We start from the raw sequence: 23,114 nt of genomic DNA on the forward strand, positions 1-23,114 counted from the left end.
AATGTATAAGAATTTTTAAATAATCTTTAATTAAGCATTACGAAAATAGAGATTATGTTAAATCAAGTTTAACAGGTTAATACTTTTTAAAAATCTGTTCATTTATTGTTAAATTTGCAATAGATAATTTTTACTGAAAAAATTGTCGAAAATAGTCAAACCTTCTGATATCAATGGTTTGCAATTTTAATTAGCAATTAACATTAGAAAATTCCCAAAATCGACACTCAAAATGGATTTTACACAAGCAATAGAAATTTTACGATCCGGAGGAACCATACTTTATCCTACCGATACCATTTGGGGAATCGGGTGTGATGCGACCAATCCCGAAGCGATCAAAAAGATATTTGACATCAAAAAAAGAGAACAGAACAAGTCTCTTATTATATTAGTAGAGTCTGAAAAACGACTGCAGGATCTGGTGGACGTTCCCGAGATGGCTTGGCAAATCATTGATTTGAGCGAAAAACCCGTAACGATAGTTTACGAAAATCCTAAAAATCTTCCCAAAGAATTATTAGCAGAAGACGGAAGCGTCGGTATACGAATCGTAAAGAATGATTACTGTAAAAAACTGATCTCAAAACTCAACAAACCTCTCGTTTCAACATCTGCTAATCTTAGCGGACAAAAATCCCCAATGAAATTCAGTGATATCTCGGACGAAATCAAAAATGCGGTCGACTATATCGTAGAAGACGATCAGGACAAAGTTTCTGAGTTTTCGGGTTCCTCTGTCATCAAAGTGTGGAACAACAACCAGATCAAAATCCTCCGCGAATAAATAAACCGGCGGATGACCTTTCGCAAGACCATCCGCCGGAAAAATAAACTATGAAAAAAAACTACTTTTTGTGTTTACCAAGATCACAAAAAGAATACCGCCCTTATTTTTATAGCAAAATGTCTGATTTTCAATAATTAAACAAACTAAAAAAGACAAAAAGTCCTGATTTCCAATAAACAAGATAATAACTTTAAAAACAATTATCTTTGTATCTTATAAAGGAGTCCTTATATATAAGGATTTCATTTCTTAATTTTAGTAATGTTCATAAACCTAAACCAAAATAAAAACCTCAAACTTTTCAAGATCATTTCTGACGTTGCCGACAGAAAAGAACAATCTGTTTATGCAGTTGGTGGCTTCGTAAGAGATCTGCTGATGCAAAGAAAAGCACCTACGGACATTGATTTTGTGACTGAATCCAGCGGAATAGAACTCGCTGAAAGTATCGCAAAAGAAATCGACCCAAAAACAAAAGTGGCCGTTTTCAAAACTTACGGGACGGCGATGTTTCGTTACAAAGACCTGGAACTGGAATTTGTTGGTGCCAGAAAAGAGAGCTACAGTGAGGATTCCAGAAAGCCATCTGTCGAAATAGGGACCCTGGAAGATGACCAAAAGCGTAGAGATTTCACGATCAATGCAATGGCGATCTCCCTTAACAAAGATAATTTCGGAGAATTGATAGATCCATTTGGCGGAATGCGGGATTTATCCAATAAAATACTGAGAACGCCTTTGGAACCTCATCAGACGTATTCCGACGATCCTTTACGAATGATGAGAGCGATTCGTTTCGCCACAACTTTGGATTTCGAAATTGAAAAAAATTCTTTGAAAGCCATCAAAGACGAAGCGGAAAGAATAAAAATTGTTTCGATGGAAAGGATCATGGTGGAATTTAATAAAATAATGCTTTCCGATAGGCCTTCCAAAGGATTAAAATTATTAGAAGAAACCTCACTTTTAAAATATATTCTTCCTGAATTAACAGCACTAAAAGGCATAGAAGATATCGACGGACAAACGCATAAAGATAATTTCTACCATACTCTGGCTGTTGTCGATAATATTTCTGAAAGCACTGATAAACTTTGGCTCCGTTGGTCAGCGCTACTCCACGACATCGGAAAAGCACCAACGAAAAAGTTTGTAGAAGGAATTGGATGGACTTTTCACGGTCACGAATTTCTCGGTTCAAAAATGATAAAATCGATCTTTAAAAGGTTAAAACTTCCACTTGGACAGGAACAGAAATATGTGGAAAAACTTGTGAGAATGCACGCCAGACCAATTGCGTTGATCACCGATGATGCGTCTGATTCCGCGTTGCGCCGTTTGCTTTTTGATTCCGGAGAAGATCTGGAAGACCTTTTCATCCTTTGCAAATCCGATATCACGACCAAAAATTATTCGAAACAAACCAAATTCAAAAAAAACTTCGAATATGTGGCGAGGAAAATAAAGCAAGTCGAAGAAAAAGACCAGGTGAGGAATTTCCAACCACCAATTTCAGGAGAAGAGATCATGGAATTATTTGGGTTGAAACCTGGCAGAGAAATAGGAATTCTGAAAGAAAAAGTGAAGGAGGCCATTCTGGAAGGTGAAATCAAAAATGACAAAGATCAAGCCAGAGAATTTGTGATCAATGAAGCTGAAAAATTGGGATTGACTTTAGTAGTAAAAAATGAATAAAGAAGAATTAATAAAAATCGTCCGCCAAAAACTTTACGAAAAAATCCAGAATTTTGAAAAACTGATTTCAGAAACCAGAGCGTCAAACAATGACACCAAAGGCTCAATGGGCGACAAATATGAAACAGGCAGAGAAATGCTTCAGCAGGAGATCAACAACCTACAAGTTCAGTTGAATGAAGTTCTGAAACAACAGGATTTTCTGAAAACATCCTTCGAGAGCCTCAGGATGATAAAAAAGTTTGATAAAGCCGAAAAAGGGGCCATTGTAAAGACAGAAAGAGGTTTGTTCTTTATTTCAGTTTCTCTGGGCGAGATCACTTTTGAAAATCAAAAAATCATTTGTATTTCACCAGAATCTCCTTTGGCAAAAGTGATGAACGGAAAACAGAAAGACGAAGTTTTTTCTCTGAATAATATGGGTCAGAAGATTGTGGAAATTTTTTGATTTATTCTTATTGACCTTCCAAGTGAGGGGAATTTACAAACTTTTGCGACCGATATATTCCATCAGTGCATCTTTGTAATTCGGAGCAATGGCGATCTGTTCTTTTTCAATGATGATGTGATTTCTTTCAATCGCTTCTATTTTGTCAAGACCAATGATAAAGGAACGATGAATCCTCATAAAATTATCCGAAGGCAATTCTTCTTCCAGCTTTTTCAGGCTCATCAGAGTTAGAATTGGTTTTGGATTGTCTTTCAAATAAATTTTCACATAATCTTTCAAACCTTCTATATAAAGGATTTCGGAAAAATTGATCTTGATTTGTTTGTACTCAGATTTTACGAAGAAAAACTCTTGTTTCCTCTCAGGTTTTGCAACTGAAATGGTTTGTTGAGATTCAAAATAATTTCTAGCTTTTGTAGAGGCATTCAGGAATTCATTATAATCAAAAGGTTTCAGTAAATAATCCAAAGCATTCACTTTATAACCGTCGATCGCGTACTGGTCAAAAGCGGTCGTAAAAATCACCCGACTGTTTTGAGGAAGCAGTTTTGAAAACTCCAGACCTGTCAAATCTGGCATTTGAATATCCAGAAAAAATAGATCGATGTCTTTTTGCTCTTCCAAAACCTGCATTGCTTCGATGGCGTTGTTACATTTGGCTTTCAGTTCCAGAAAAGGTGTTTTCAGGACATAACTTTCGATAAGATTCAGTGCCATTGGTTCATCGTCGGCGATAAGGCAGGTTATTTTTTTCATCTTACTTCGTTTTCAATTTCACTTCCGCGATGTACATTCCGTCATTTAGGCAGGAATGAAACTCGTGTTTTCCAGGATAAAGCAAGGTAAGTCTTTTTTTCAGATTTTCGACCCCAATACCCGAACCGCTTTTGTCTGTATCGGTTTTCGGGAAATTAGAATTAGAAGCAGTAAACTGAATTTCATCTTCAAAAACTTCCATTTTAAAACTAATATCCGAATGTTGCGTTGCAGAAACACCATGTTTAAAAGCATTTTCAACAATCGAAATAAATAATAACGGAGCAACTTCCAAACTTGGAACTTTCGTTGGAAAATTGGTGTAGACTTTAGTCTTGTCATTCAATCTTAATGACATCAAGTCGATGTATTTATTCAGAAAATCAATTTCTTCGGAAAGACTGATCTTATCAACATCGGTTTTGTACAAAAGATGCCGCATCAGTTTGCTCAGACTATGAACACTTTGTTTGGCTTTTTCCGAATCAAAATCAATCAGAGAATAAATATTATTGAGAGAATTGAAGAAAAAGTGCGGTTGCAACTGATATTTAAGATGTTGAAGTTCAGACTGCAGTTTGATATTATCGGCTTCTATTTTCATTTCTTCCGCTTTCTGCATTTTTTTACTTACATTAATGGCAATCGAAAATGCGACAGGAATCAGATAAATCAAAAAATCAAAAAAGTAACGCATTCCCTCTGGCGGGCGTTTTCCCAGCATTTTCGGTCGTTCTGGCTCAAGCAGTCCGAAAATCTGGCTTTTAACAACTATCAGAATGACAAGCAGTAAAAAATTGGATGTAAAGAACCGTGGTCTTTTATCTTCAAACAGCCATTTTACAATAATAAAATAATTGAGATAAAAAATAATAGCAAGGAAAAACAGCTGAAGCCAAAAATGCCTGAAAATCGCACTCCAATCGGTTTGGGAACCAATCGTAAATGCAGCAGGAAGGAAGAATAAAACCAGCCAAATCAAGAGATGAAGGCTGATTTCAAGGTTTTTATTTTTTAGGTTTATCATTTTTAAATTAAGAGATTAAAGCACAAAATTGCAACTTCTCATCCTTTTAAAACTTGAATTTGTTCAAACCCTTAAAAATATTGGATTTGTGAAAATTTTCAAGAAGTAAATTTAAAAATTTCTCTACCATTATCTTATTTATTAGCTTAAAACTATTTAATTAAGCAAGGTCAAATTTTCTGTATGTGTTTTAAATAAACTTCGTTTTGCTTTGCGATTATTTTTCTCCAACAATTATAACTCTTATCTCAAGACATCAATTGGGTCGCTCTGAGTCGCTTTTCTTGCAGGATACCTCTGTTTTTGTGGGGAAAAAGGCTGTCCAGACTATTTTTAATAAATTGGTGAAATCCATTTTGATTATTTTTTCACGTTTTTATTCGTGATTTTATATTGGATTTCATAGGTTTCACATACGGCCACTGATATTGAACCCTTCAGGCTTCTTTTAAAAAACTTTTTGCAAACCCGACTTCTTCATTATCTTTTTCATTGCCCGTTTTCATTTTTTCTGTTTCATTACTTCTACATTTCCGTCTGCATATTTTTGGTTTGCAAAAAGTTCACAATATTAATTTCTATTCATTTTTTTATAGGTTGGAAACCTTTGGCTATTGATATTGAACCCTTCGGGTTCATTGATGTACTCCGTATTGAAGTTTATTTTGTATTGTACGATTGTTTCATGGGGACAAAATTGTCCCATATAGAAAACAATATCAAATCTATTAGACGAAACCAAGGATTTTATAGAAGAAAAGCAAAATTGTTTCGATGTGAAATATATTCATTGATTCTATTTGAAACATTTAAGAAATTATTAACTGTCGAAAAGGTTGCATTGCATCATTTTTGCTTTAATAAAGCATTAATAAAACAAATTAAAATTTCATTTGTTATGAAAATTCTAGACAATAAAGTGGCTTTGGTTACAGGTGCTGGTTCGGGGATTGGACTCGCAATCGCAAAATTGTATGCCAAAGAAGGTGCAAAAGTTGTGGTTTCCGACATCAATGAGCAACACGGAAAATCAGCCGTTGAACAAATTAAATCAGAAGGTGGAGAAGCGACGTTCGTAAAAGCAGATACTTCAGATCCTGCACAAGTTGAAGTGCTTGTCAACGCAACAGTCCACGCTTACGGAAAATTGGATGTTGCATGCAACAATGCGGGAATCGGTGGAGAAGCCAATCAAACGGGAGATTATACTTTGGACGGCTGGAAGAAAGTAATTGACATCAATCTTGATGGTGTTTTCTATGGCTGTAAATATGAATTGACCCAGATGGAAAAAAACGGAGGTGGTGTTATCGTCAATATAGCTTCTATTCATGGAACGGTTGCAGCGCCGCTTTCTTCAGCATATACTTCAACAAAACACGCAGTTGTAGGTCTTACGAAAAATATAGGAGCAGAATACGCGCAAAAAAACATCCGTTGTAACGCAGTAGGCCCCGGTTATATTGATACGCCACTTTTGGATCAGCTTGATGAAGAACATAAAAAAGCTTTGATCGCAAAACATCCAATGGGAAGATTGGGAAGAGCGGAAGAAGTTGCAGAACTGGTTCTTTTTCTAAGTTCAGAAAAATCGTCTTTCATGACAGGTGGTTATTATCTTGTTGATGGCGGTTATACGGCGGTTTAAGATCTGGAAACAAATATTTTAGGAAGCATTCACTTTTTTTGTGGATGCTTTTTTTAATAGAAAATCGAAATCGTATTGATATGGATAACTTTAGGTTTGAAATGAAGATTTTAAAATTTGTTTTTTCTAAATTTGAAGCTGATAATTTTTCACAATGCAAAACTACCTTGATCTACTTCAGCATATCTTAGATAACGGAACCGATAAAACCGACAGAACAGGAACAGGAACACGCAGCGTTTTTGGTTACCAGTTACGTTACGATCTGTCCAAAGGTTTCCCTTTAGTCACGACTAAAAAGGTTCATTTGAAATCTATTATTTATGAACTGCTTTGGTTCATCAAAGGAGATACGAATATCAAATATCTTAAAGACAACGGCGTTTCAATTTGGGACGAATGGGCAGATGAAAATGGAGACCTGGGCCCGGTTTACGGCGCACAATGGAGAAGCTGGAGCGGTGCAGACGGAAAAGTAGTTGACCAGTTCTCTGAAGTCATTGAGCAGATCAAAAAAAATCCTGATTCCAGAAGATTAATCGTTTCTGCCTGGAACGCTGCGGAAATCCCGAATATGGCTTTGGCACCTTGCCACGCTTTGTTTCAGTTTTATGTGGCTGATGGGAAATTGTCACTTCAGTTATATCAGAGAAGTGCGGATGTCTTCCTGGGAGTTCCTTTCAACATAGCGAGCTATGCACTTTTACTGATGATGGTTGCTCAGGTTACCGGGCTGGAAGTTGGCGATTATGTCCACACTTTTGGTGATGTCCATATTTACAACAATCATTTTGAGCAGGTTCAGAAACAGCTTTCCAGAGAAACGAGACCTCTGCCGACAATGAAACTGAATCCTGAGATCAAAGATATTTTTGATTTTGATTTTGAGGATTTTACTTTGGAAAATTATGACCCACATCCGGGGATCAAGGCACCTGTGGCGATATAAATTAGGCGGGAATTTCCCGCTTTTTTTTGTAACATTCCTTTAAAAACAAACACTTATCTCTTTTAAAATAAATCAACGATATAATTCAATAAAATGAAGAAAATATTCATTGCAGCACTTTTTCTGGGTGCTATATTTAATTCAAATACCATCTTTGCACAAACAGAGACTTCGGGAAGAACCATTCCTTACAGAGCAACCCACACCAAAACGACAGAACTAAAACATACCAAACTGAAAGTCAGCTTCGATTATCAGAAAGAACAAATGAATGGCGAAGAGTGGCTGACCGCAAGTCCTTTCTTCTATGCAACCAACGAATTGATTCTTGACGCAAAAGGAATGCTGATCCACGAAGTTGCTTTGGATAAGAACGGTTCAAAATCGCCTTTGAAATACGATTATAAAAATGATGAACTGAAGATCACGCTTGATAAAACTTATCAGAAGAATCAAGACTATACGGTTTACATTAAATATACAGCTCGTCCCAATGAAGTAAAACAGGCAGGAAGTGCTGCGATCAATGATGCAAAAGGGCTTTATTTCATCAACGCTCAAGGCAAAGACCCGGACAAGCCAACACAGATATGGACTCAGGGAGAAACAGAATCTTCATCTGCATGGTTCCCAACAATTGACAAATCAAACCAGAAGACAACTCAGGAAATCTATATGACCGTTCCTGATAAATATGTCACCCTTTCCAACGGAATTCTGAAAGATTCCCAAAAAGAATCCGGAAATATGAGAACTGACCATTGGGTAATGGATAAGAGACATTCTACTTATCTTTTCTTCATGGGCGTTGGAGAATATGCGGTTGTGAAAGATAAATGGAGAAACATCCCCGTAGATTATTATATCGAGAAGGAATATGAACCTTACGCAAAACAGATCTATGGTAACACACCGGAAATGATCGAGTTTTTCTCCAAGAAATTAGGCTACGATTATCCCTGGGCAAAATATGCACAGATCTCCGGAAGAGATTATGTTTCCGGAGCTATGGAGAATACAACCGCAACACTACACGGAAGTGATATCCTTCAAAAAACCGGGCAGTTAATTGACGAGAACAAATGGGAAGACACCATCGCCCACGAATTGTTCCATCATTGGTTCGGAGATCTTGTCACAGCAGAAAGCTGGAGCAATTTGACCGTTAACGAATCTTTTGCCAACTATTCAGAATATCTTTGGAACGAATATAAATACGGAAAAGACCAGGCCGATTACCATCAGATGGAGGATGTAGGAAATTATCTTCACAATCCCGGAGACTTCAAAAAGGACCTCGTAAGATTTGATTATGCATCGCGCGAAGATGTTTTCGATCTGGTGACCTATCAAAAAGGTGGCGGCATTCTTCATATGCTGAGAAATTATCTTGGTGATGATGCCTTTTTTGCGGGAATGAATGATTATCTCAAAACTTACGAATATCAAAACGCAGAGGCTCATCAGTTAAGATTATCATTCGAAAAAGTGTCTGGGAAAGATTTGAACTGGTTCTTCAACCAATGGTATTTTGGAAGCGGACATCCGAAATTGAATTACACTTATACTTTTGAGCCTGTTAAAAAGCAAGTGACCGTTGTTATCAATCAATCTCAAGATCTACCTTTTGAGTTCCCTTTGGCAATCGATGTTTATGACAATGGCAAACCAAAACGTTTCAATGTTTGGGTGGATGCAAAAGCAAAGAATACTTTTTCTTTTGATTCCTCGAAGAATCCAGACCTTATCAATATCAACGCAGACGGCATTTTGGTTGCTGACATTACCGATTCTAAAACTCCGGAACAAAATTTATTACAATTTACCGGTTCAAAAGAATTCAAGAGTAAATACAATGCTTTAAACGGAATTAAAGAGGCAGATGCTAAAAACCCTTCGATTATCAAGCTTTTGGCTGCGGCGCTTAAAGACCCGTTCTTCAGGATCAGAGAACAAGCTCTGGAACTGCTTGATCTGAGTAATCCAGACCAGGCAAAAGCTTTGACCGCTGAAGTAGAAAAACTAGCTTCCAACGACCCGAAAACATTTGTTCAAGCCGCAGCAATCTCAGCTTTAGCAAAAACTAAAAATGCTAAGTATGGTTCTATTTATGAAAAAGGTCTGAATGCTGTTTCTAATGCAGTAAAAGGTTCTTCTTTAGCTGGAATCGCAGATCTTGACCCATCCAAAGCAGTCGCAGCAATCGAAAATATCGATTTGAATGGCGCATCGGATGATCTAATATCCAAATTACTTCCGCTTATCGTATCAAAAAAGATAGAAAAGCAGATGCCAGCTATCGGAACCACTGTTGCCTTCTACCCTTTTATCAAATTCCAGGACCCGACTCTTGGCAAATCTGCGGAAGAAGGTTACAACTGGATCATGTCTTCTGATAACTTGAAAGCTACGGAGAAAATCACTAAAGTTCTTGTACAGGCCAAATCTCAAATGCCAGATAATCCGCAAGTGAAAATGATGATTGTACAAATGTTGAAAGATGGTCTGAACAAAAAAATGGAAGTTCTGAAAGCTAATCCTAACAGCCCGACAATACACCAGCAGATCGAGGCGATAAACAAGGCGATAGAGGCGTTTAAATAAATCCCATTCGTATTTTTAATATATATGCAGACACTATATCAATAGTGTCTGTTTTTTATATATTTGTTTCATGACAATTTCCAAATTAGCAACTTACCGCCGAAACAAAGGGCTGAGCCAAGAACAGTTATCCGAACTTTCCGGAGTGAGTGTCAGAACCATCCAGCGTATCGAAAAAGGTACGGTGGAAGCTCACCTGACCACGCTAAAACTTTTGGCCGAATGTCTGGACGTAAAGACAGAAGATCTTTTGAAGCCTGAAGGAGCATCATTAACTTTGGAAGAGATAAAGAGGCCTGGCAAAATCGTCCCTTTGTATCAGATGCTGGCTCTTGCAGGTCTGTTTTTTCCTATCCTCAATATTATCCTGCCGGCCGTTCTGTGGTGGATGAAGAAAGATGAGCTTCCGGAATATGATTCCACAGGCAAAGAGACGATCAATTTCCAGATAAGCATTACTTTGCTTTTTATCCCCGCTATTTCATTGATGGTCTATGAATTTCCTATAGGTTTTTCCTTGGTCTTATTGATATACATCTATGCTCTTGCACTTACTTGCATCAATCTGATTAGAGCGATGAATAAACAATCCATCCGATACCCCCTGAGCTTTTCATTTCTGAGATAAATGCTTCTAAAATATTAGGTGACGTAAAGGTGTCACGTATCTGTCGTTAGAATACAAGCCCCTGTTTACTAGCTTTGTACTTGTTTCCTAGGTGCTCTGATCTATAACACAAGTACGAATGATTTTCGTGACTTCTAATATGAATAGAAGCCCCTTGAAGCGTCTCAAAATTCAATATTTTTAAACATGAAAAGACTATTTATCTTCACATTCATCTTCTTTGTGTCTGTATTTTATTCACAACAGGCCAATCAGGTCAAACATCTCAACGGTACACGTGTCCTTACAAAGACGCTCCGGGAAAGACTGGCCCACATCGTGGACAGCAGCCATATTACAGGCCTTCAGGTAGCGGTCATCAATGAAAACAAGCTCGTATGGGTATCAAGTTTGGGATATAAAGATACAGAGTACAAAAAACCATTGAACAACAATACCGTCATGTATGGCGCTTCTCTCACAAAGCCAGTGTCCGCATATATTTTTCTGCGATTGGCAGATAAAGGTATATTAGATCTGGACAGACCTGTATATACTTATCTTAAAAGGCCGATCGGAGAATACCCAAAATGGAAAGATCTGGCAGAGGATACGGTTGCATTTAAGCGGATAACTCCGAGGATGTTGCTGGACCATAGTTCCGGAATGCCTGTACTCCGTCATCTGTACAATGACAAAGTAAGCCTGATCGCCAAGCCGGGGGAACGTTTCTATTACTCTAACGAAGGCATCAATCTTCTGGGATACATGATAGAGGAATATACCGGAAAAAAGCTTGAAAACATTGCCAGGGAAGAAGTCTTCGGGCCACTCAAAATGACGCACACCAGCATGGTATGGGAAAAAGCATTTGAAAATAATTTCTCTTACGCTTACTTCAAGGATGGGAGCAAATACGGATCTGAAAGGCGGGAGAGCAGCCGTGCTGCAGGCTCTATGTCAACAACGGCAGATGATTATGCGTTGTTCATCACGCAGCTTATGATGAGAAAAGGCTTGTCACAGCACTCTTCCGAACAAATGTTATCCCCGCAGGTCTTTATTAAAAGCAAACGTGGTTTTGGCCCCCTGAAAGACAGCCTGACATCCGAAAATGACGCCATCAAACTGGCCTGGGGATTGGGCGTTGGATTATTTCGTTCGCCTTATGGTCTGGGATTTTTTCATACCGGTCATGGTGAGGCCAATCAAAATCTGGCAGTAGCTTTCCCTGAAAAAGGTATTGCAGTAATCTTGATGAGCAATAGTGAAAATTTTGAGAAAGCCAGCAACCAGATCCTAAAAGCCTGTATCGGTGATAGCGATACACCTCTCGGATGGCTTGGTCATTTAGATAATTAACGGGTGTTTTCAAAATGACTTATTATTAACTTCATCTTGATAATAGCAATATTTAATATTGGAATTAAAAACAAAACCATCTCAAATGAGATGGCTTTTTGTTGTTATCCAGTATGCGTTACGCTTTCTTCTGGAAGGTTGCCAGCTTCAAAGCATCTTTGATCATCTTGCCTGGGCGGAAGACCGCTTTCACACTCTTGATGTTGGCTGCGGTAACACTATTTTCCTTCTCTTCTCCTGTGCTGGAACCGCTGGCCTGCAAGGTGAAGTATTCCCCTACATACACGATCTTGCCATCTGCAATATCTTCGGCGATCTTGGAGAAAGTACTTTCCAATACTGCAAGGATATCTGCTTTGGAAACCGTGGACATTGCACCGGCGTGCTTGGCCAGATCATTAAGTGTAGTCTTGCCATCCCCTACGATATTGGCATAATACTTTGCAGGTTCGTCTCTTTTTTGAGGATTCTTTTTTGGGATCACATTGAATTTAATAGGCATCTTTTTGTGTTTTTAAATTAAAATTAATCTTATCGAATGAGATAAAAGTATAAATTTTAACCAAACAAAAAAGCATTTTTTATTAAATATTTCAACCTGTAGATAAAAATCTACAAATATCTACTAAAACATACGGAGGTTTCATTTAAAACGTACGTACCTTTTAAGCAAAACGTACGTGCCTTTTCCCTAAAACGCACGTACGTTTTTGACCACTTTCGCAAACGCCCTGTTCATCGGACTTGCAGAAGGGCATTTTTTGAGATTAATTTCGTTAAAAATCGCAGTAAATTTTTGTCATTAATTCTAAAAAAAGAAAGTCCATTAGCTCGCGACTAAGGGACACTTTTTAATTATAACTCTTCCAAAGGATTCCAAAAGAGTTTATTAAAATCTTTGATCTTTCCACTTTCCTGTACCACAACATTTTCCTTTTCCAATCTTTCCCGGAAAGATGGAACAGATAATTTTCCAGAACTACTGATAACCCTATGAGCCGGAACATCTTTGGGACAGCCACCCATCGCATTGCCAACGTGACGGGAATGATTGGGATAACCAACTGCCTTTGCGATAGCTCCGTAAGTAGAAACTCTTCCTTTAGGAATTAGTTTTGTTACCTCGTAAACCTGTTGTTTGAATAGTTCGTTCATTTTTTTAGTTAAAATTAAAATAAAGAAACATTATAATTCTCTCATTGAGAGAAGAAAATAATTTTTAAAACTCAAGCAACTTTAGTTTTAATTGTACTCCAAAGTTATCTTTGAAGTTACTTGTCGCATAATAACCCACCCTGTAAAACAATCCTAAATTGAATCTCGAGCTCAGGAAATTATTGTATTCAAAGCCGACTTCCTGATACAAATGGTCCAATGGAGAAAAGTTTTCTATCTGATGATATTCCGGATGTTTCATATCACCAACAACACCTCTGTAAATGAAATCGAAACTGGAAGTATTCTTCCCAAAACTCTTGAAGTACCAAGGAATACGATGTGTAATATAATAACCTGCAAACTTATCATTAAAATACTTTCCTGCCGTCATTGTCGCAAAACCTAAATAACTGGTCAAAGAGAAATTGGACAAAATCCCGGTACTGCTATTACCATCCAAACCGCCCATCTCGAATAGATGCCAAATCGGTGCCTTTCCTAAGTAATATCCACCAAATGCTCTGGTCTGCGTCATCCCCAAAGATGTTCTGAACTGATGCGTGTACAGAACATCAAAACGACTGTAATTGAACTCGCCACCCAGACTCTGATAACCTTGCTCATAATTGAAGAAAACCTCGGGGAAATTCTGCTCAAAGGTATATTTACCTGCCGGGGTCATAATGTTTCTGTTGTTCGGCGAAAACTTGATGGTCGCCAACGAACTGAAGTTTTCAAACTTTCTGGACATTCCCATAAACTCATAAGGATAGCCAGATTCCTCATTTTGCTTTTTTGCAGAGACATTTAATGTCAACGAATTGCTCAAATCCACTTCATAGCCGAGCCTGAATCCATCAAACTTATAGTATTTATCATTCTGGATAGACATCCCGTTGTTATTGATCTGCATCTTCGCATTCCAAAGATTTTGACTGAATCTCCCCGAAGCCATCACATCATTGAAATACTCGAAACGGAAAAAAGAATTTCTTTCCAAAGTGGTTCTCACATCTACACCTGCTCCATATTTGAAGCCCCGGTCTTTGAAACCATAAGCTAAATATATATCTGGAGAAATGTATTTATTAAACTTCTCATTCAGTTTGAAACTTGCACCTGGCCGGAAGCCTTCATATTTGTTATATCTGGTTTGCAGCGGGCTGATGTCAACCATCCCAACGGTAAATTTGGCCCTTAGCAAAGAAGTGAGAACTCTGACCTTCCTGTCCAGTGTATATTTTTTTCCCAAACTGTCCACTTTTACATAGGTCAGTTTTTCTCTTGCGGTCAAACTATCTGTTCTATATTGATCTAGTAGAGAACCATCTGCATTCTTCACGCTCATTGTATAACCACTGAACTGTGAAGCCTTGAAGTCGACAGGTGTCTGAAAGTCAAAATAGTCGGACTTCATATAAGCATAGTTTCCAAATCTTTTGACCTTATCTAATCGTTCTTTCTTTTCTTCGGCAGTTTCATTTTCCTTTTTCCCGACGGTAGAGAATTCTGAAACGCCCATTTTTATTTTAAGATTTTCGGTTTTCAGAAACCATTTGTTATTAATCGGAATCCAAACAGAAGTTATCGTTCCATCGGTTTTGACTTTACTATTACTTTCAATTTTTTTGATGGCGTAAGTTTCTTTATCAATGTACAGATAACCGTTGTATTTTCTTCGGTTAACAGGAACTTTGTAATCTACCTGTCGGAAACGGATGACAAAATTTTCTCTGCCATCTATCTCGATAGAATCTGTTAAAAAGTATCGGTAAAGACTTCTGTTTTCGGGAAGAATCTCTCTCGGGATCTTGTCTCTGTTGGAACGCAGAGCCAACATTTCGTAGACAGGATTTTTTAAACCGGAGATCCTGTTATCAAGAATATTGGTTTTTTCGCCATACTTTTTAGAATATAAAAACTGCATCGCACGTTCCCAAAGGAAAAGCTTACTATCTCTGGCAATTCCCATCATCTGCTCTCCTTCTATCGAGTCTTTTATTTCTTTTTCTTTTTTAGGCAGCTTGCGATTCGCAACCCGTGAAAGAGAGTCTTGCCTGGCATTGTAAAATCTGGTGTAGTCGTTTATACTGTCCTCGTCCACATCAAAAGACATTTTTTCGTAAGATTTATAAGAATAAGAATCCAGAGAATTAGGCGAATTGTTCTTGAAACTTTTAAAAACTTTATCAATGATCGCCAAAGCTCTCGGATCACTTTGATTGCTCAAAACCACGCCTTTGATCTCACTGGCTTTGATGTTCTCCCGGTCCAGTCCAATTTCCATTACTTTGTCCACCACTACTTCATCACCAATATAATTATCGATTTCCACATCCACTTTTGCACATTTGGTTGTAAAAGTCACAATCCCTTTATCATTGGTTTGTCCCAATAATTTATCATTACAATAGACTTTTGCACCTTTGATCGGCTTTTGATTATCAGACCTGTAGACCGTGAGCGTACTTTGAGAAAAAAACAGAGAGGTATAGAAAAGAAAAATGAATGGAAAGATCTTATTCATAGTTTGGTTTTATTAAGTAGTAATATAGTTCCCAGAAATGTTACCCAATTCCTTACTCTAATTTAAAAATTAATTTGTTACAATAAGTTAATTTAGATAATATCGAGCCAAAGTGATTTTTACCAACAAAAAAGCATCTCAATCGTAATCGAGATGCTTTATAATTAAATGTATTGATATGAAGTTACTTCAATTCGAAGTAATTTAGGTTCGCATTTCCAACTTCGAAGTACAATCTTAATTTATTTTCTCCGGAATTAAGATTAACACTACCTACAGAAACTGTTTTCCAAATATTCTTTCCAGTTGGGGGTAATTTAATCGTTGCCAAATCATCACCATTTTCTGTTTTGACAATCAATTCGGAAGTTTGTGCAGAATCATTATTATACCTGAAAGTAGCTGTGTATTTTCTTGCCTGATTACTTTTCACAGTATATTGTAACCATTCTCCCTTCTCCGTTTTCCCGACATAGAATCCATTGTTGATTTTATCATTACAAGCATAGATATCAACCCCATCGTTTCTCATTTTATTTCCGGAGTTCCATTCCGTATGGCTTCCTGTGCTCACCCAAAGATTTTCAAAATCATTATCAGAATAAGCACTTCCAAATCGTCCTAGGTCATATTCTGTCGCGAATATTCTTCCTGGCGCAAGGTGGTTTTTATAAGGCTTAGTCGTTTCATCAGTTACTTGACGGAACATTGCATCAATGACATCTTTTTTAACCTGCACATTTTCTATTTTGTAATTGTCAGCGATTTTCATCAGAGCATTTTTAGCGAAATCTTTTGTAGGCTTCTGTCCTCCGTTTTTCCAATAATTAAGAAGTTTCTTATATTCCGGTGTGATCTTGACATTCGTTACACCAGCGATATTATCAATCTTTTTCATTGGCCAATAAGCATAACCGATGTTATTTTTCAACAATAATTGATTGAGTTCCGTAAACCAAACGTTGGAATTTTCCCCAGTTTCGCCCAACCAAACAGGAACATTTAGTTTTTGTCTTGTATCTACGATATTCTGGATTGCATCCTGGGAATTGGTCGTCCAATATTTGTGAAAACTTAAGACCAGATTATCGTCCCAAAGTTTCGGCAATCCGTTATAATTATTTCCCCAACCGTTACCTTCAAGAATGATGATGTGGTTTTTATCAACTTCTCTTATCGCATCGGAAATCTCTTTTTGAAGTTTCCAAAGTGGTGCGTTGGACATCTCATCTGTTCCATTCGGATTTTTTCCGGTGAAGCCATAATTAGGCTCATTGATCATATCATAACCCGCAATCCATTCTTTGTCTTTATAACGTTCAGCCAGTTTTTTCCAAAGTGCGATTGTCTTTTTCTGATTCTCCTCGCTTTCCCAAAGATTCGGTTTTGATTTGTCATTATCAGAAATATTGGCATCATTTCCCTGACCTCCGGGTGTTGCGTGCAAATCCAAGATTAAATATATTTTATTGTCTTCACACCATTTCAAAAGGTCATCGGTCATTTTGAAACCTTCTTCCAGCCAAGTATTTTGTCCTTTCACAGGTTCTTTCTCGATTGGCAAAGTATAAAGATTATAATGCATTGGAAGTCTTATGGAATTGAATCCCCATTTTGCTAAAGAATCGATGTCTTTTTTAGTAATTCCGTTTTTGAGATAAGCTTTATAAAATTCGTTTTTACCATCTTCGCCTGCCACTTCTGCAATCTTTTCTTTGATTTTAAATTGAGGTCCGGCGAAATCATCGGTCTTCAACATATAACCTTCCTGAAGCATCCAACCGCCCAATCCAAGACCTTTCAGATAAACATTCTCACCTTTGGAATTCACAATTTTCTGCCCTTGAGTCTTCAAAAAACCTTGAGCCGTCCCAAATTGAGACAATAATAATGCGCAAAATAGCGATGTTCTTATCATATTTTCATTTTTAACTAAGATAATACAATTTTATTAACAAACAAGAAATTAATTTGAAGGCATTTTCTCAAACAAAAATCCCGAACTGTTTTTCAATAATTCGGGTGGTTATATAAATCGATATTTTGAATTAATTAGAGAATTTCATATTCTGAATCCTGACGGCATTAAGGATTGCAAGTAGGGCTACACCAACATCAGCAAAGACCGCTTCCCACATATTTGCTAATCCACCCGCTCCTAAAATAAGGACAATCACTTTGACTCCAAAAGCTAAAAATATATTCTGATAAACAATCTTTTTAGTTTCTTTTCCGATTTTGATTGCCGTTGCAATTTTCGAAGGTTGGTCTGTCTGAATAACAACATCCGCCGTTTCAATCGCAGCATCGGAACCTAATCCTCCCATTGCCATTCCGACATCACTCAAAGCCAAAACCGGTGCATCATTGATTCCATCTCCAACGAAAGCGACAACTTCTTTCGGGTTGCTTTTCAAATTTTCCAGTTTTTCAACTTTTCCTTCCGGAAGTAAGCCTCCAAAAGCAGAATCTATTCCTAGTTTTTTAGCAATATTTTGAGTCAGAGAATCTTTATCTCCGCTTAACATCACCGTTTTTATGTCATTATTTTTCAATTGATCAATTGCCAATTCTGAGTCTTCTTTTACTTCATCGGAAATTGTGATATAACCTTTATATTCGTTATCAATAGCTAAAACAACTGTTGTCTCAACAATTTCTTCCAAGAATTCCGGATAATTGATATTGAAAGTTTTCAGAAGCTTTGTATTTCCGGCAAGAATTCTTTGTTGATCAATAATCGCCTTGATTCCTTTTCCGGAAAGTTCCTCTACAGATTCCGGAATCTGATCAGAAGGATGAAACTCTGAAATGGCTTTTGCAATCGGATGCGTTGAATGACTCTCAACAGAAGATAAAATGGATAAAAAGTCCTCTTTCGAAATGTTCTCCGGAACAATATCCTGAACTTTGAAAACACCTTTCGTCAATGTTCCTGTTTTATCCATCACGACCGTTGTCACATTCGCAATGATATCGAGGAAATTAGAACCTTTGAACAAAATCCCGTTTCGGGAAGCGGCACCAATCCCGCCAAAATATCCCAACGGAATCGAAATCACCAAAGCACAAGGGCAAGAAATAACCAAAAAAACCAAACCTCTATATAGCCAATCTTTGAAAACATAATTCTCAACAAAAAGATATGGAATAAGTGTCACCAAAAGTGCCAAAAAGAAGACAATAGGTGTATAGATTTTCGCAAATCTTCTGATGAATAATTCGGTTTTGGCTTTTCTGGAACTTGCGTCCTGAACCATTTGAAGAATTCTGACAATCGAGCTATTTTCAAATAATTTGGTTGTTTCGATTTCGATGACTTGGTCGAGGTTCAACATTCCGGCAAGAACTTCTTCTGATTTTTGGATTGATGAGGGTTTGCTTTCACCTGTCAAAGCTGATGTGTTGAGACTTGCTTTTTCTGACAACAAAACACCATCCAACGGAATCTTCTCTCCTACTTTCACCTGAATCTTTTCCCCGATTTTGACATCTTCCGGTGAAATCGTTTTCCAGTTTCCATCCCGGAAAACTGTGGCTTCTTTTGGACGAACGTCTAATAATGATCTGATATTATTTCGGGCTTTGTTGACTGCAGACTCTTGGAACATTTCGCCAATCGTATAAAATAGCATTACGGCAACGCCTTCCGGGAATTCGCCGATCGCAAAGGCACCAATTGTTGCAATTCCCATCAAAGAAAACTCATTGAAGAAATCGAATTTCCTTGCCAGCTCAAATGCATCTTTGAAAACTGAAAACGCAACTAATATATAAGACACGAAATACCAGCTAAATCTCAGCCAAACGTTGCTGGTAAACCAATCCGCTTTAATCCAGAAATCCAAAATGAGTCCAGAGAAAAATATGATTAAACTGATGTATAATGCAATTTTTGAATTACCGTGAGAATGGTCGTGGTCACTGTGGTCGTGGTCACTGTGGTCGTGAGCTTCGTGGTTATGTTCTTTCTTCGGTTTTGTACTGCAACACTCTTCCATATCGAAATAATTTTTAACAAAGATATTGCTAATGCAAATGCAATGCTATTGCAAAGTTTTATGGAATGATGTCTTCGAGAGCCTCAGACTTATACAAATTACTTAATTGTTGAAAGTCGATTCGAGGCAATTTTCGCAGATGCCTTTAGCGAAAAGTCTGATTTCATCAATCCTGAAATTGGTTTTCATACTTTCGGGGAACGAAATATCTTCTTTGCAGGTGGTCTGTTTGCAGATTTTGCAGTAGAAATGAAGATGCCAGTCTTTGTGCGTTTTCTCGTCGCAATCATCGTGGCAAAGCTTGTATTTTGTGGTTGAATTTTCCTGAATGCTGTGAACGATTCCTTTTTCTTCGAAGGTTTTCAAGGTGCGGTAAATGGTGGTTCGGTCGGCATTCTGGAAATGGTTTTCGATTTCGGATAGTGAGGTGGCGAATGGTTGGGAATTCAGAAAATCGTAGACCAGAATTCTCATACTTGTTGGTTTGGTGTTTTTGTGGATGAGTTTGTTTTCGGTTTCTTTGTTCATAATGTATTATCTAAAATTTTAATGCAAAGTCCGCAAAGATTTTTTGACATTATTGAAAATATTTTTAAGGCTCGCAAAGACGTAAAACTTATCAAAGAAATATGAATTAACTCTCACAGGTCTTAAATTGAGCATAATACTTATTCTAAATGTTCAAATTTCCGACTTTTTGACAAATGTTATTTTGATGACAAAACTTGAATCGTTGACGAAACACCTAGCCCCGATGGGAACGGCATCCTTTTTTATTTTTTTATGGACTTCGATTCAATCGAAGTGACAAAACTTGTAAAAAAATAAAAAAGATATAGTGGACAGCGGGATTAAGCTCCTAATCTATTGTTTTATCTTTTCTTATCTCGTCAAAGTTACGGGAAATAATTGCAATTTTTTGATGAATCGACTGAGAATAAATACCTTTGAAAAAAATTTAGAAATGGGTGTAGCGGATTTATTATTCAAAAGAAAAAAAGAACTGGCTGAGAAAAACTTAAAAGAGGGTCAAGATTTTTTGGTTGAAAACGGGCAGAAAGATGGCGTAACTACGCTTCCGAGTGGTTTGCAGTACGAGATCCTCGTAGAAACCGAAGAACAGAAACCAAAAGCAAAAGATACGGTAAAATGCCATTATCACGGCACCACAATTACAGGCAAGGTTTTTGACAGCTCTGTAAAGCGTGGAAAACCAGCTTCTTTTCCTCTTAACAGAGTTATCAAAGGTTGGACGGAAGGTTTGCAGTTGATGTCTGTAGGAAGTAAATTCAGGTTTACAATTCCACCACATTTGGCTTATGGTGAACAAGAAGTGAGCAAAGAAATTGGACCAAACAGTACTTTGATTTTTGAAGTAGAGTTGCTGGACATTAAATAATTAAATTTAATTCTCAGATCGTATTGCAATTATGAAAATTATTTATATTTTTGCAACCTGTTAATCAACCTCTGACGAAGGACGTGAATGTTGCTTAGCTTGACAAAACAAATTTTTTTTATAAAAATGGATTTAGTAAAATACGTACAGGACAAGTACATTACGAAAAAAGAATTCCCAGAATTCAAAGCCGGTGACACCATCACTGTGTATTACGAGATCAAAGAAGGTCAGAAAACAAGAACTCAGTTCTTCAAAGGAACTGTGATCCAATTGAGAGGAACCGGTGCCACAAAAACTTTCACTATCAGAAAAATGTCTGGTGATGTTGGTGTAGAAAGAGTTTTCCCTATCAATATGCCTGCACTTCAAAAAATTGAAGTTAACAGACAAGGTAAAGTTAGAAGAGCTAGAATCTACTACTTCAGAGACCTTAGAGGTAAAAAAGCAAGAATCAAGGACAAAGCTTACGGTGGTAAGAAATAGTTCTGAGACTTTCTCAAAAAATATAAAACCAGCAAATAGTTTTGCTGGTTTTTTGTTGTAAAAAATAAAGCTTCCAAATTTTGGAAGCGATTTTATTTTAGATAATTCCTAATTCTTTTCCTACTTTCTCAAAAGCCATAATAGCTTTGTCCAAATGTTCTCTTGAATGAGCTGCTGATAGCTGAACTCTGATCCTTGCTTTGCCTTTCGGAACAACAGGATAGAAGAATCCAATCACATAAATATCTTCGTTTAAAAGTTTTTCTGCCATTTCCTGTGCCAGCTTTGCATCATAAAGCATTACGGGAACAATCGCTGCATCGCCGTCTGGAATGTCGAAGCCTTTGGACTTCATTTCTTTCCGGAAATATTCTGCATTTTCCATCACTTTATCTCTCAAAGAAGTGTCATCGGAGATCATATCCAAAACTTTGGAAGCCGCACCAACAATCCCAGGCGCTAATGAATTGGAAAATAAATATGGGCGAGAACGTTGTCTTAGCATATCGATGATTTCCTTTTTCCCCGAAGTGAATCCACCCAAAGCACCACCCAAGGCTTTTCCTAAAGTTGAAGTAATGATATCCACCCTACCAATCACATCATTCGCCTCGTGTGTTCCACGGCCTGTTTTTCCGATAAAACCTGTTGCATGAGAATCATCTACCATTACCAAAGCATCATATTTATCCGCCAAATCGCAAACACCTTTTAAGTCGGCTACGATTCCGTCCATTGAGAAAACGCCGTCGGTTACGATGATTTTGAAACGGTGATTTTTTTCAGAAGCTGCGATCAATTGAGCTTCCAGATCTTCCATGTTATTATTTTTGTAACGGTATCTTGCAGATTTGCACAACCTTACTCCATCAATAATAGAAGCGTGATTCAGTTCATCGGAAATGATGGCATCCTCTTCAGAGAACAAAGGCTCAAAAACGCCACCATTGGCGTCAAAACAAGCAGCGTAAAGAATCGTATCTTCCATTCCGAGGAATTTGGAGATCTTGGCTTCTAAATCTTTATGAATATCCTGAGTCCCACAAATAAAACGAACCGACGACATTCCATAACCGTGAGACCCTATCGCATCTTGAGACGCTTTCATCACCTCCGGATTATTAGATAATCCCAAATAATTGTTCGCACAGAAGTTCAGAAGCTTTTTTCCTCCAACTTCTATCTCTGCACTTTGCTGCGATGTGATGATCCTTTCTTTTTTATACAGCCCGTCGTTTTCTATGTTTGTCAATTCGTTTGTGATGTTCTCAAGGAATTTTTTTGATATCATTTTTATTGATTTTCGATTTTAACAAAAATAAAAAAAGCACCGTTATAAATAGTCATGGTCGGAAGATTTTCTTCCGACTTTTTTGTTTTTATATGCGCAAAAAATAATTTTACAATTACCTGATAATCAAATAATTAACTTGTTTTTGTCGTTTAAATTTTGTATATTTATACTGATAATCAAACATTTATGTCAGTATTCAATGACCACAAAGTTTCCCTTAGTCAGGTTCTGGATTTCATTCCCGAGGCGCTTTTAAGCCATCTATCAGCGACCACCAATGTTGACCACTATAGTAAAGTGCTCCATGGGAGGAAAATGTTCTATCTGCTTTTATTCTGCGTCTTTGACAACGATAGATTG

The 23,114-nt window shown here is 37.3% G+C and carries 19 protein-coding genes; 10 read left to right on the forward strand and 9 right to left on the reverse strand.

Annotated features, from left to right (window positions below; all coding sequences use genetic code 11):
- The first annotated feature begins 232 nt into the window (after nt 1-232).
- The 3 genes from K319_RS0105395 (at nt 233) to K319_RS0105405 (ending at nt 2,933) form a co-directional block, all read left to right on the forward strand.
- A complete protein-coding gene (locus K319_RS0105395) occupies nt 233-787 on the forward strand; it encodes an L-threonylcarbamoyladenylate synthase (protein ID WP_027382717.1) in 555 nt (184 codons plus the stop codon).
- 264 nt (nt 788-1,051) lie between these two features.
- On the forward strand, nt 1,052-2,485 hold the full coding sequence (locus K319_RS0105400) for a CCA tRNA nucleotidyltransferase (RefSeq protein ID WP_027382718.1): 1,434 nt from the start codon (nt 1,052-1,054) through the stop codon (nt 2,483-2,485).
- Nucleotides 2,478-2,933 (forward strand): hypothetical protein, encoded by a 456-nt coding sequence (locus tag K319_RS0105405; protein ID WP_027382719.1) that lies wholly within the window; start codon nt 2,478-2,480, stop codon nt 2,931-2,933. The genes K319_RS0105400 and K319_RS0105405 overlap by 8 nt, the downstream gene beginning before the upstream one ends.
- A gap of 33 nt (nt 2,934-2,966) precedes the next feature.
- Here the strand turns inward: K319_RS0105405 and K319_RS0105410 are convergent, their stop codons facing one another.
- Nucleotides 2,967-3,692, reverse strand: coding sequence for a LytR/AlgR family response regulator transcription factor (locus K319_RS0105410; RefSeq protein WP_027382720.1), 726 nt, complete (start codon nt 3,690-3,692; stop codon nt 2,967-2,969).
- A gap of 1 nt (nt 3,693) precedes the next feature.
- Nucleotides 3,694-4,719 (reverse strand): sensor histidine kinase, encoded by a 1,026-nt coding sequence (locus K319_RS0105415; RefSeq protein WP_034671378.1) that lies wholly within the window; start codon nt 4,717-4,719, stop codon nt 3,694-3,696.
- Between the two features lie 898 nt (nt 4,720-5,617).
- On the opposite strand from K319_RS0105415, the gene K319_RS0105420 reads away from it, so the two are divergent.
- The 5 genes from K319_RS0105420 to K319_RS0105440 all read left to right on the forward strand — a co-directional run bounded on the left by K319_RS0105420 (nt 5,618) and on the right by K319_RS0105440 (nt 11,889).
- A complete protein-coding gene (locus tag K319_RS0105420) occupies nt 5,618-6,367 on the forward strand; it encodes an SDR family NAD(P)-dependent oxidoreductase (RefSeq protein ID WP_027382722.1) in 750 nt (249 codons plus the stop codon).
- Between the two features lie 154 nt (nt 6,368-6,521).
- Nucleotides 6,522-7,316 carry a thymidylate synthase gene (locus K319_RS0105425; protein WP_027382723.1) on the forward strand — a complete coding sequence of 265 codons (795 nt, stop codon included), beginning with the start codon at nt 6,522-6,524 and terminating at the stop codon, nt 7,314-7,316.
- A gap of 93 nt (nt 7,317-7,409) precedes the next feature.
- Complete coding sequence (locus tag K319_RS0105430) at nt 7,410-9,920, forward strand: M1 family metallopeptidase (protein WP_027382724.1); 2,511 nt, start codon at nt 7,410-7,412, stop codon at nt 9,918-9,920.
- Between the two features lie 70 nt (nt 9,921-9,990).
- On the forward strand, nt 9,991-10,548 hold the full coding sequence (locus K319_RS0105435; protein ID WP_027382725.1) for a helix-turn-helix domain-containing protein: 558 nt from the start codon (nt 9,991-9,993) through the stop codon (nt 10,546-10,548).
- 186 nt (nt 10,549-10,734) lie between these two features.
- Nucleotides 10,735-11,889 (forward strand): serine hydrolase domain-containing protein, encoded by a 1,155-nt coding sequence (locus tag K319_RS0105440; RefSeq protein ID WP_027382726.1) that lies wholly within the window; start codon nt 10,735-10,737, stop codon nt 11,887-11,889.
- Nucleotides 11,890-12,007: 118 nt separating this feature from the next.
- On the opposite strand, the gene K319_RS0105445 is transcribed toward K319_RS0105440, so the two are convergent.
- The 6 genes from K319_RS0105445 to K319_RS0105470 all read right to left on the reverse strand — a co-directional run bounded on the left by K319_RS0105445 (nt 12,008) and on the right by K319_RS0105470 (nt 20,103).
- A complete protein-coding gene (locus K319_RS0105445) occupies nt 12,008-12,391 on the reverse strand; it encodes an HU family DNA-binding protein (RefSeq protein ID WP_027382727.1) in 384 nt (127 codons plus the stop codon).
- Nucleotides 12,392-12,744: 353 nt separating this feature from the next.
- A complete protein-coding gene (locus tag K319_RS0105450; protein ID WP_027382728.1) occupies nt 12,745-13,044 on the reverse strand; it encodes an MGMT family protein in 300 nt (99 codons plus the stop codon).
- A 64-nt stretch (nt 13,045-13,108) separates the two neighbouring features.
- The gene (locus K319_RS0105455) at nt 13,109-15,574 is read right to left on the reverse strand and encodes a hypothetical protein (protein ID WP_027382729.1); all 2,466 of its coding nucleotides are present in this window, start codon (nt 15,572-15,574) and stop codon (nt 13,109-13,111) included.
- Between the two features lie 184 nt (nt 15,575-15,758).
- Nucleotides 15,759-17,492, reverse strand: a complete 1,734-nt coding sequence (locus tag K319_RS0105460) for a cellulase family glycosylhydrolase (RefSeq protein WP_027382730.1) — start codon at nt 17,490-17,492, stop codon at nt 15,759-15,761.
- Nucleotides 17,493-17,622: 130 nt separating this feature from the next.
- On the reverse strand, nt 17,623-19,575 hold the full coding sequence (locus K319_RS0105465; protein ID WP_027382731.1) for a heavy metal translocating P-type ATPase: 1,953 nt from the start codon (nt 19,573-19,575) through the stop codon (nt 17,623-17,625).
- A gap of 102 nt (nt 19,576-19,677) precedes the next feature.
- Nucleotides 19,678-20,103: a Fur family transcriptional regulator gene (locus K319_RS0105470; protein WP_027382732.1), complete on the reverse strand. Its 426-nt coding sequence runs from the start codon at nt 20,101-20,103 to the stop codon at nt 19,678-19,680.
- A 436-nt stretch (nt 20,104-20,539) separates the two neighbouring features.
- Here K319_RS0105470 and K319_RS0105480 point away from each other — a divergent pair, with 436 nt between their 5' ends.
- Nucleotides 20,540-20,974, forward strand: a complete 435-nt coding sequence (locus K319_RS0105480) for an FKBP-type peptidyl-prolyl cis-trans isomerase (RefSeq protein ID WP_084403400.1) — start codon at nt 20,540-20,542, stop codon at nt 20,972-20,974.
- Nucleotides 20,975-21,100: 126 nt separating this feature from the next.
- Complete coding sequence (rplS, locus tag K319_RS0105485; RefSeq protein ID WP_027382734.1) at nt 21,101-21,460, forward strand: 50S ribosomal protein L19; 360 nt, start codon at nt 21,101-21,103, stop codon at nt 21,458-21,460.
- Nucleotides 21,461-21,557: 97 nt separating this feature from the next.
- Here rplS and kbl read toward each other — a convergent pair whose 3' ends face one another.
- On the reverse strand, nt 21,558-22,751 hold the full coding sequence (gene kbl, locus K319_RS0105490) for a glycine C-acetyltransferase (protein WP_027382735.1): 1,194 nt from the start codon (nt 22,749-22,751) through the stop codon (nt 21,558-21,560).
- Nucleotides 22,752-23,114 lie beyond the last annotated feature (363 nt).

This window comes from Epilithonimonas caeni DSM 17710, assembly GCF_000426465.1.
Taxonomy (GTDB): domain Bacteria; phylum Bacteroidota; class Bacteroidia; order Flavobacteriales; family Weeksellaceae; genus Epilithonimonas; species Epilithonimonas caeni.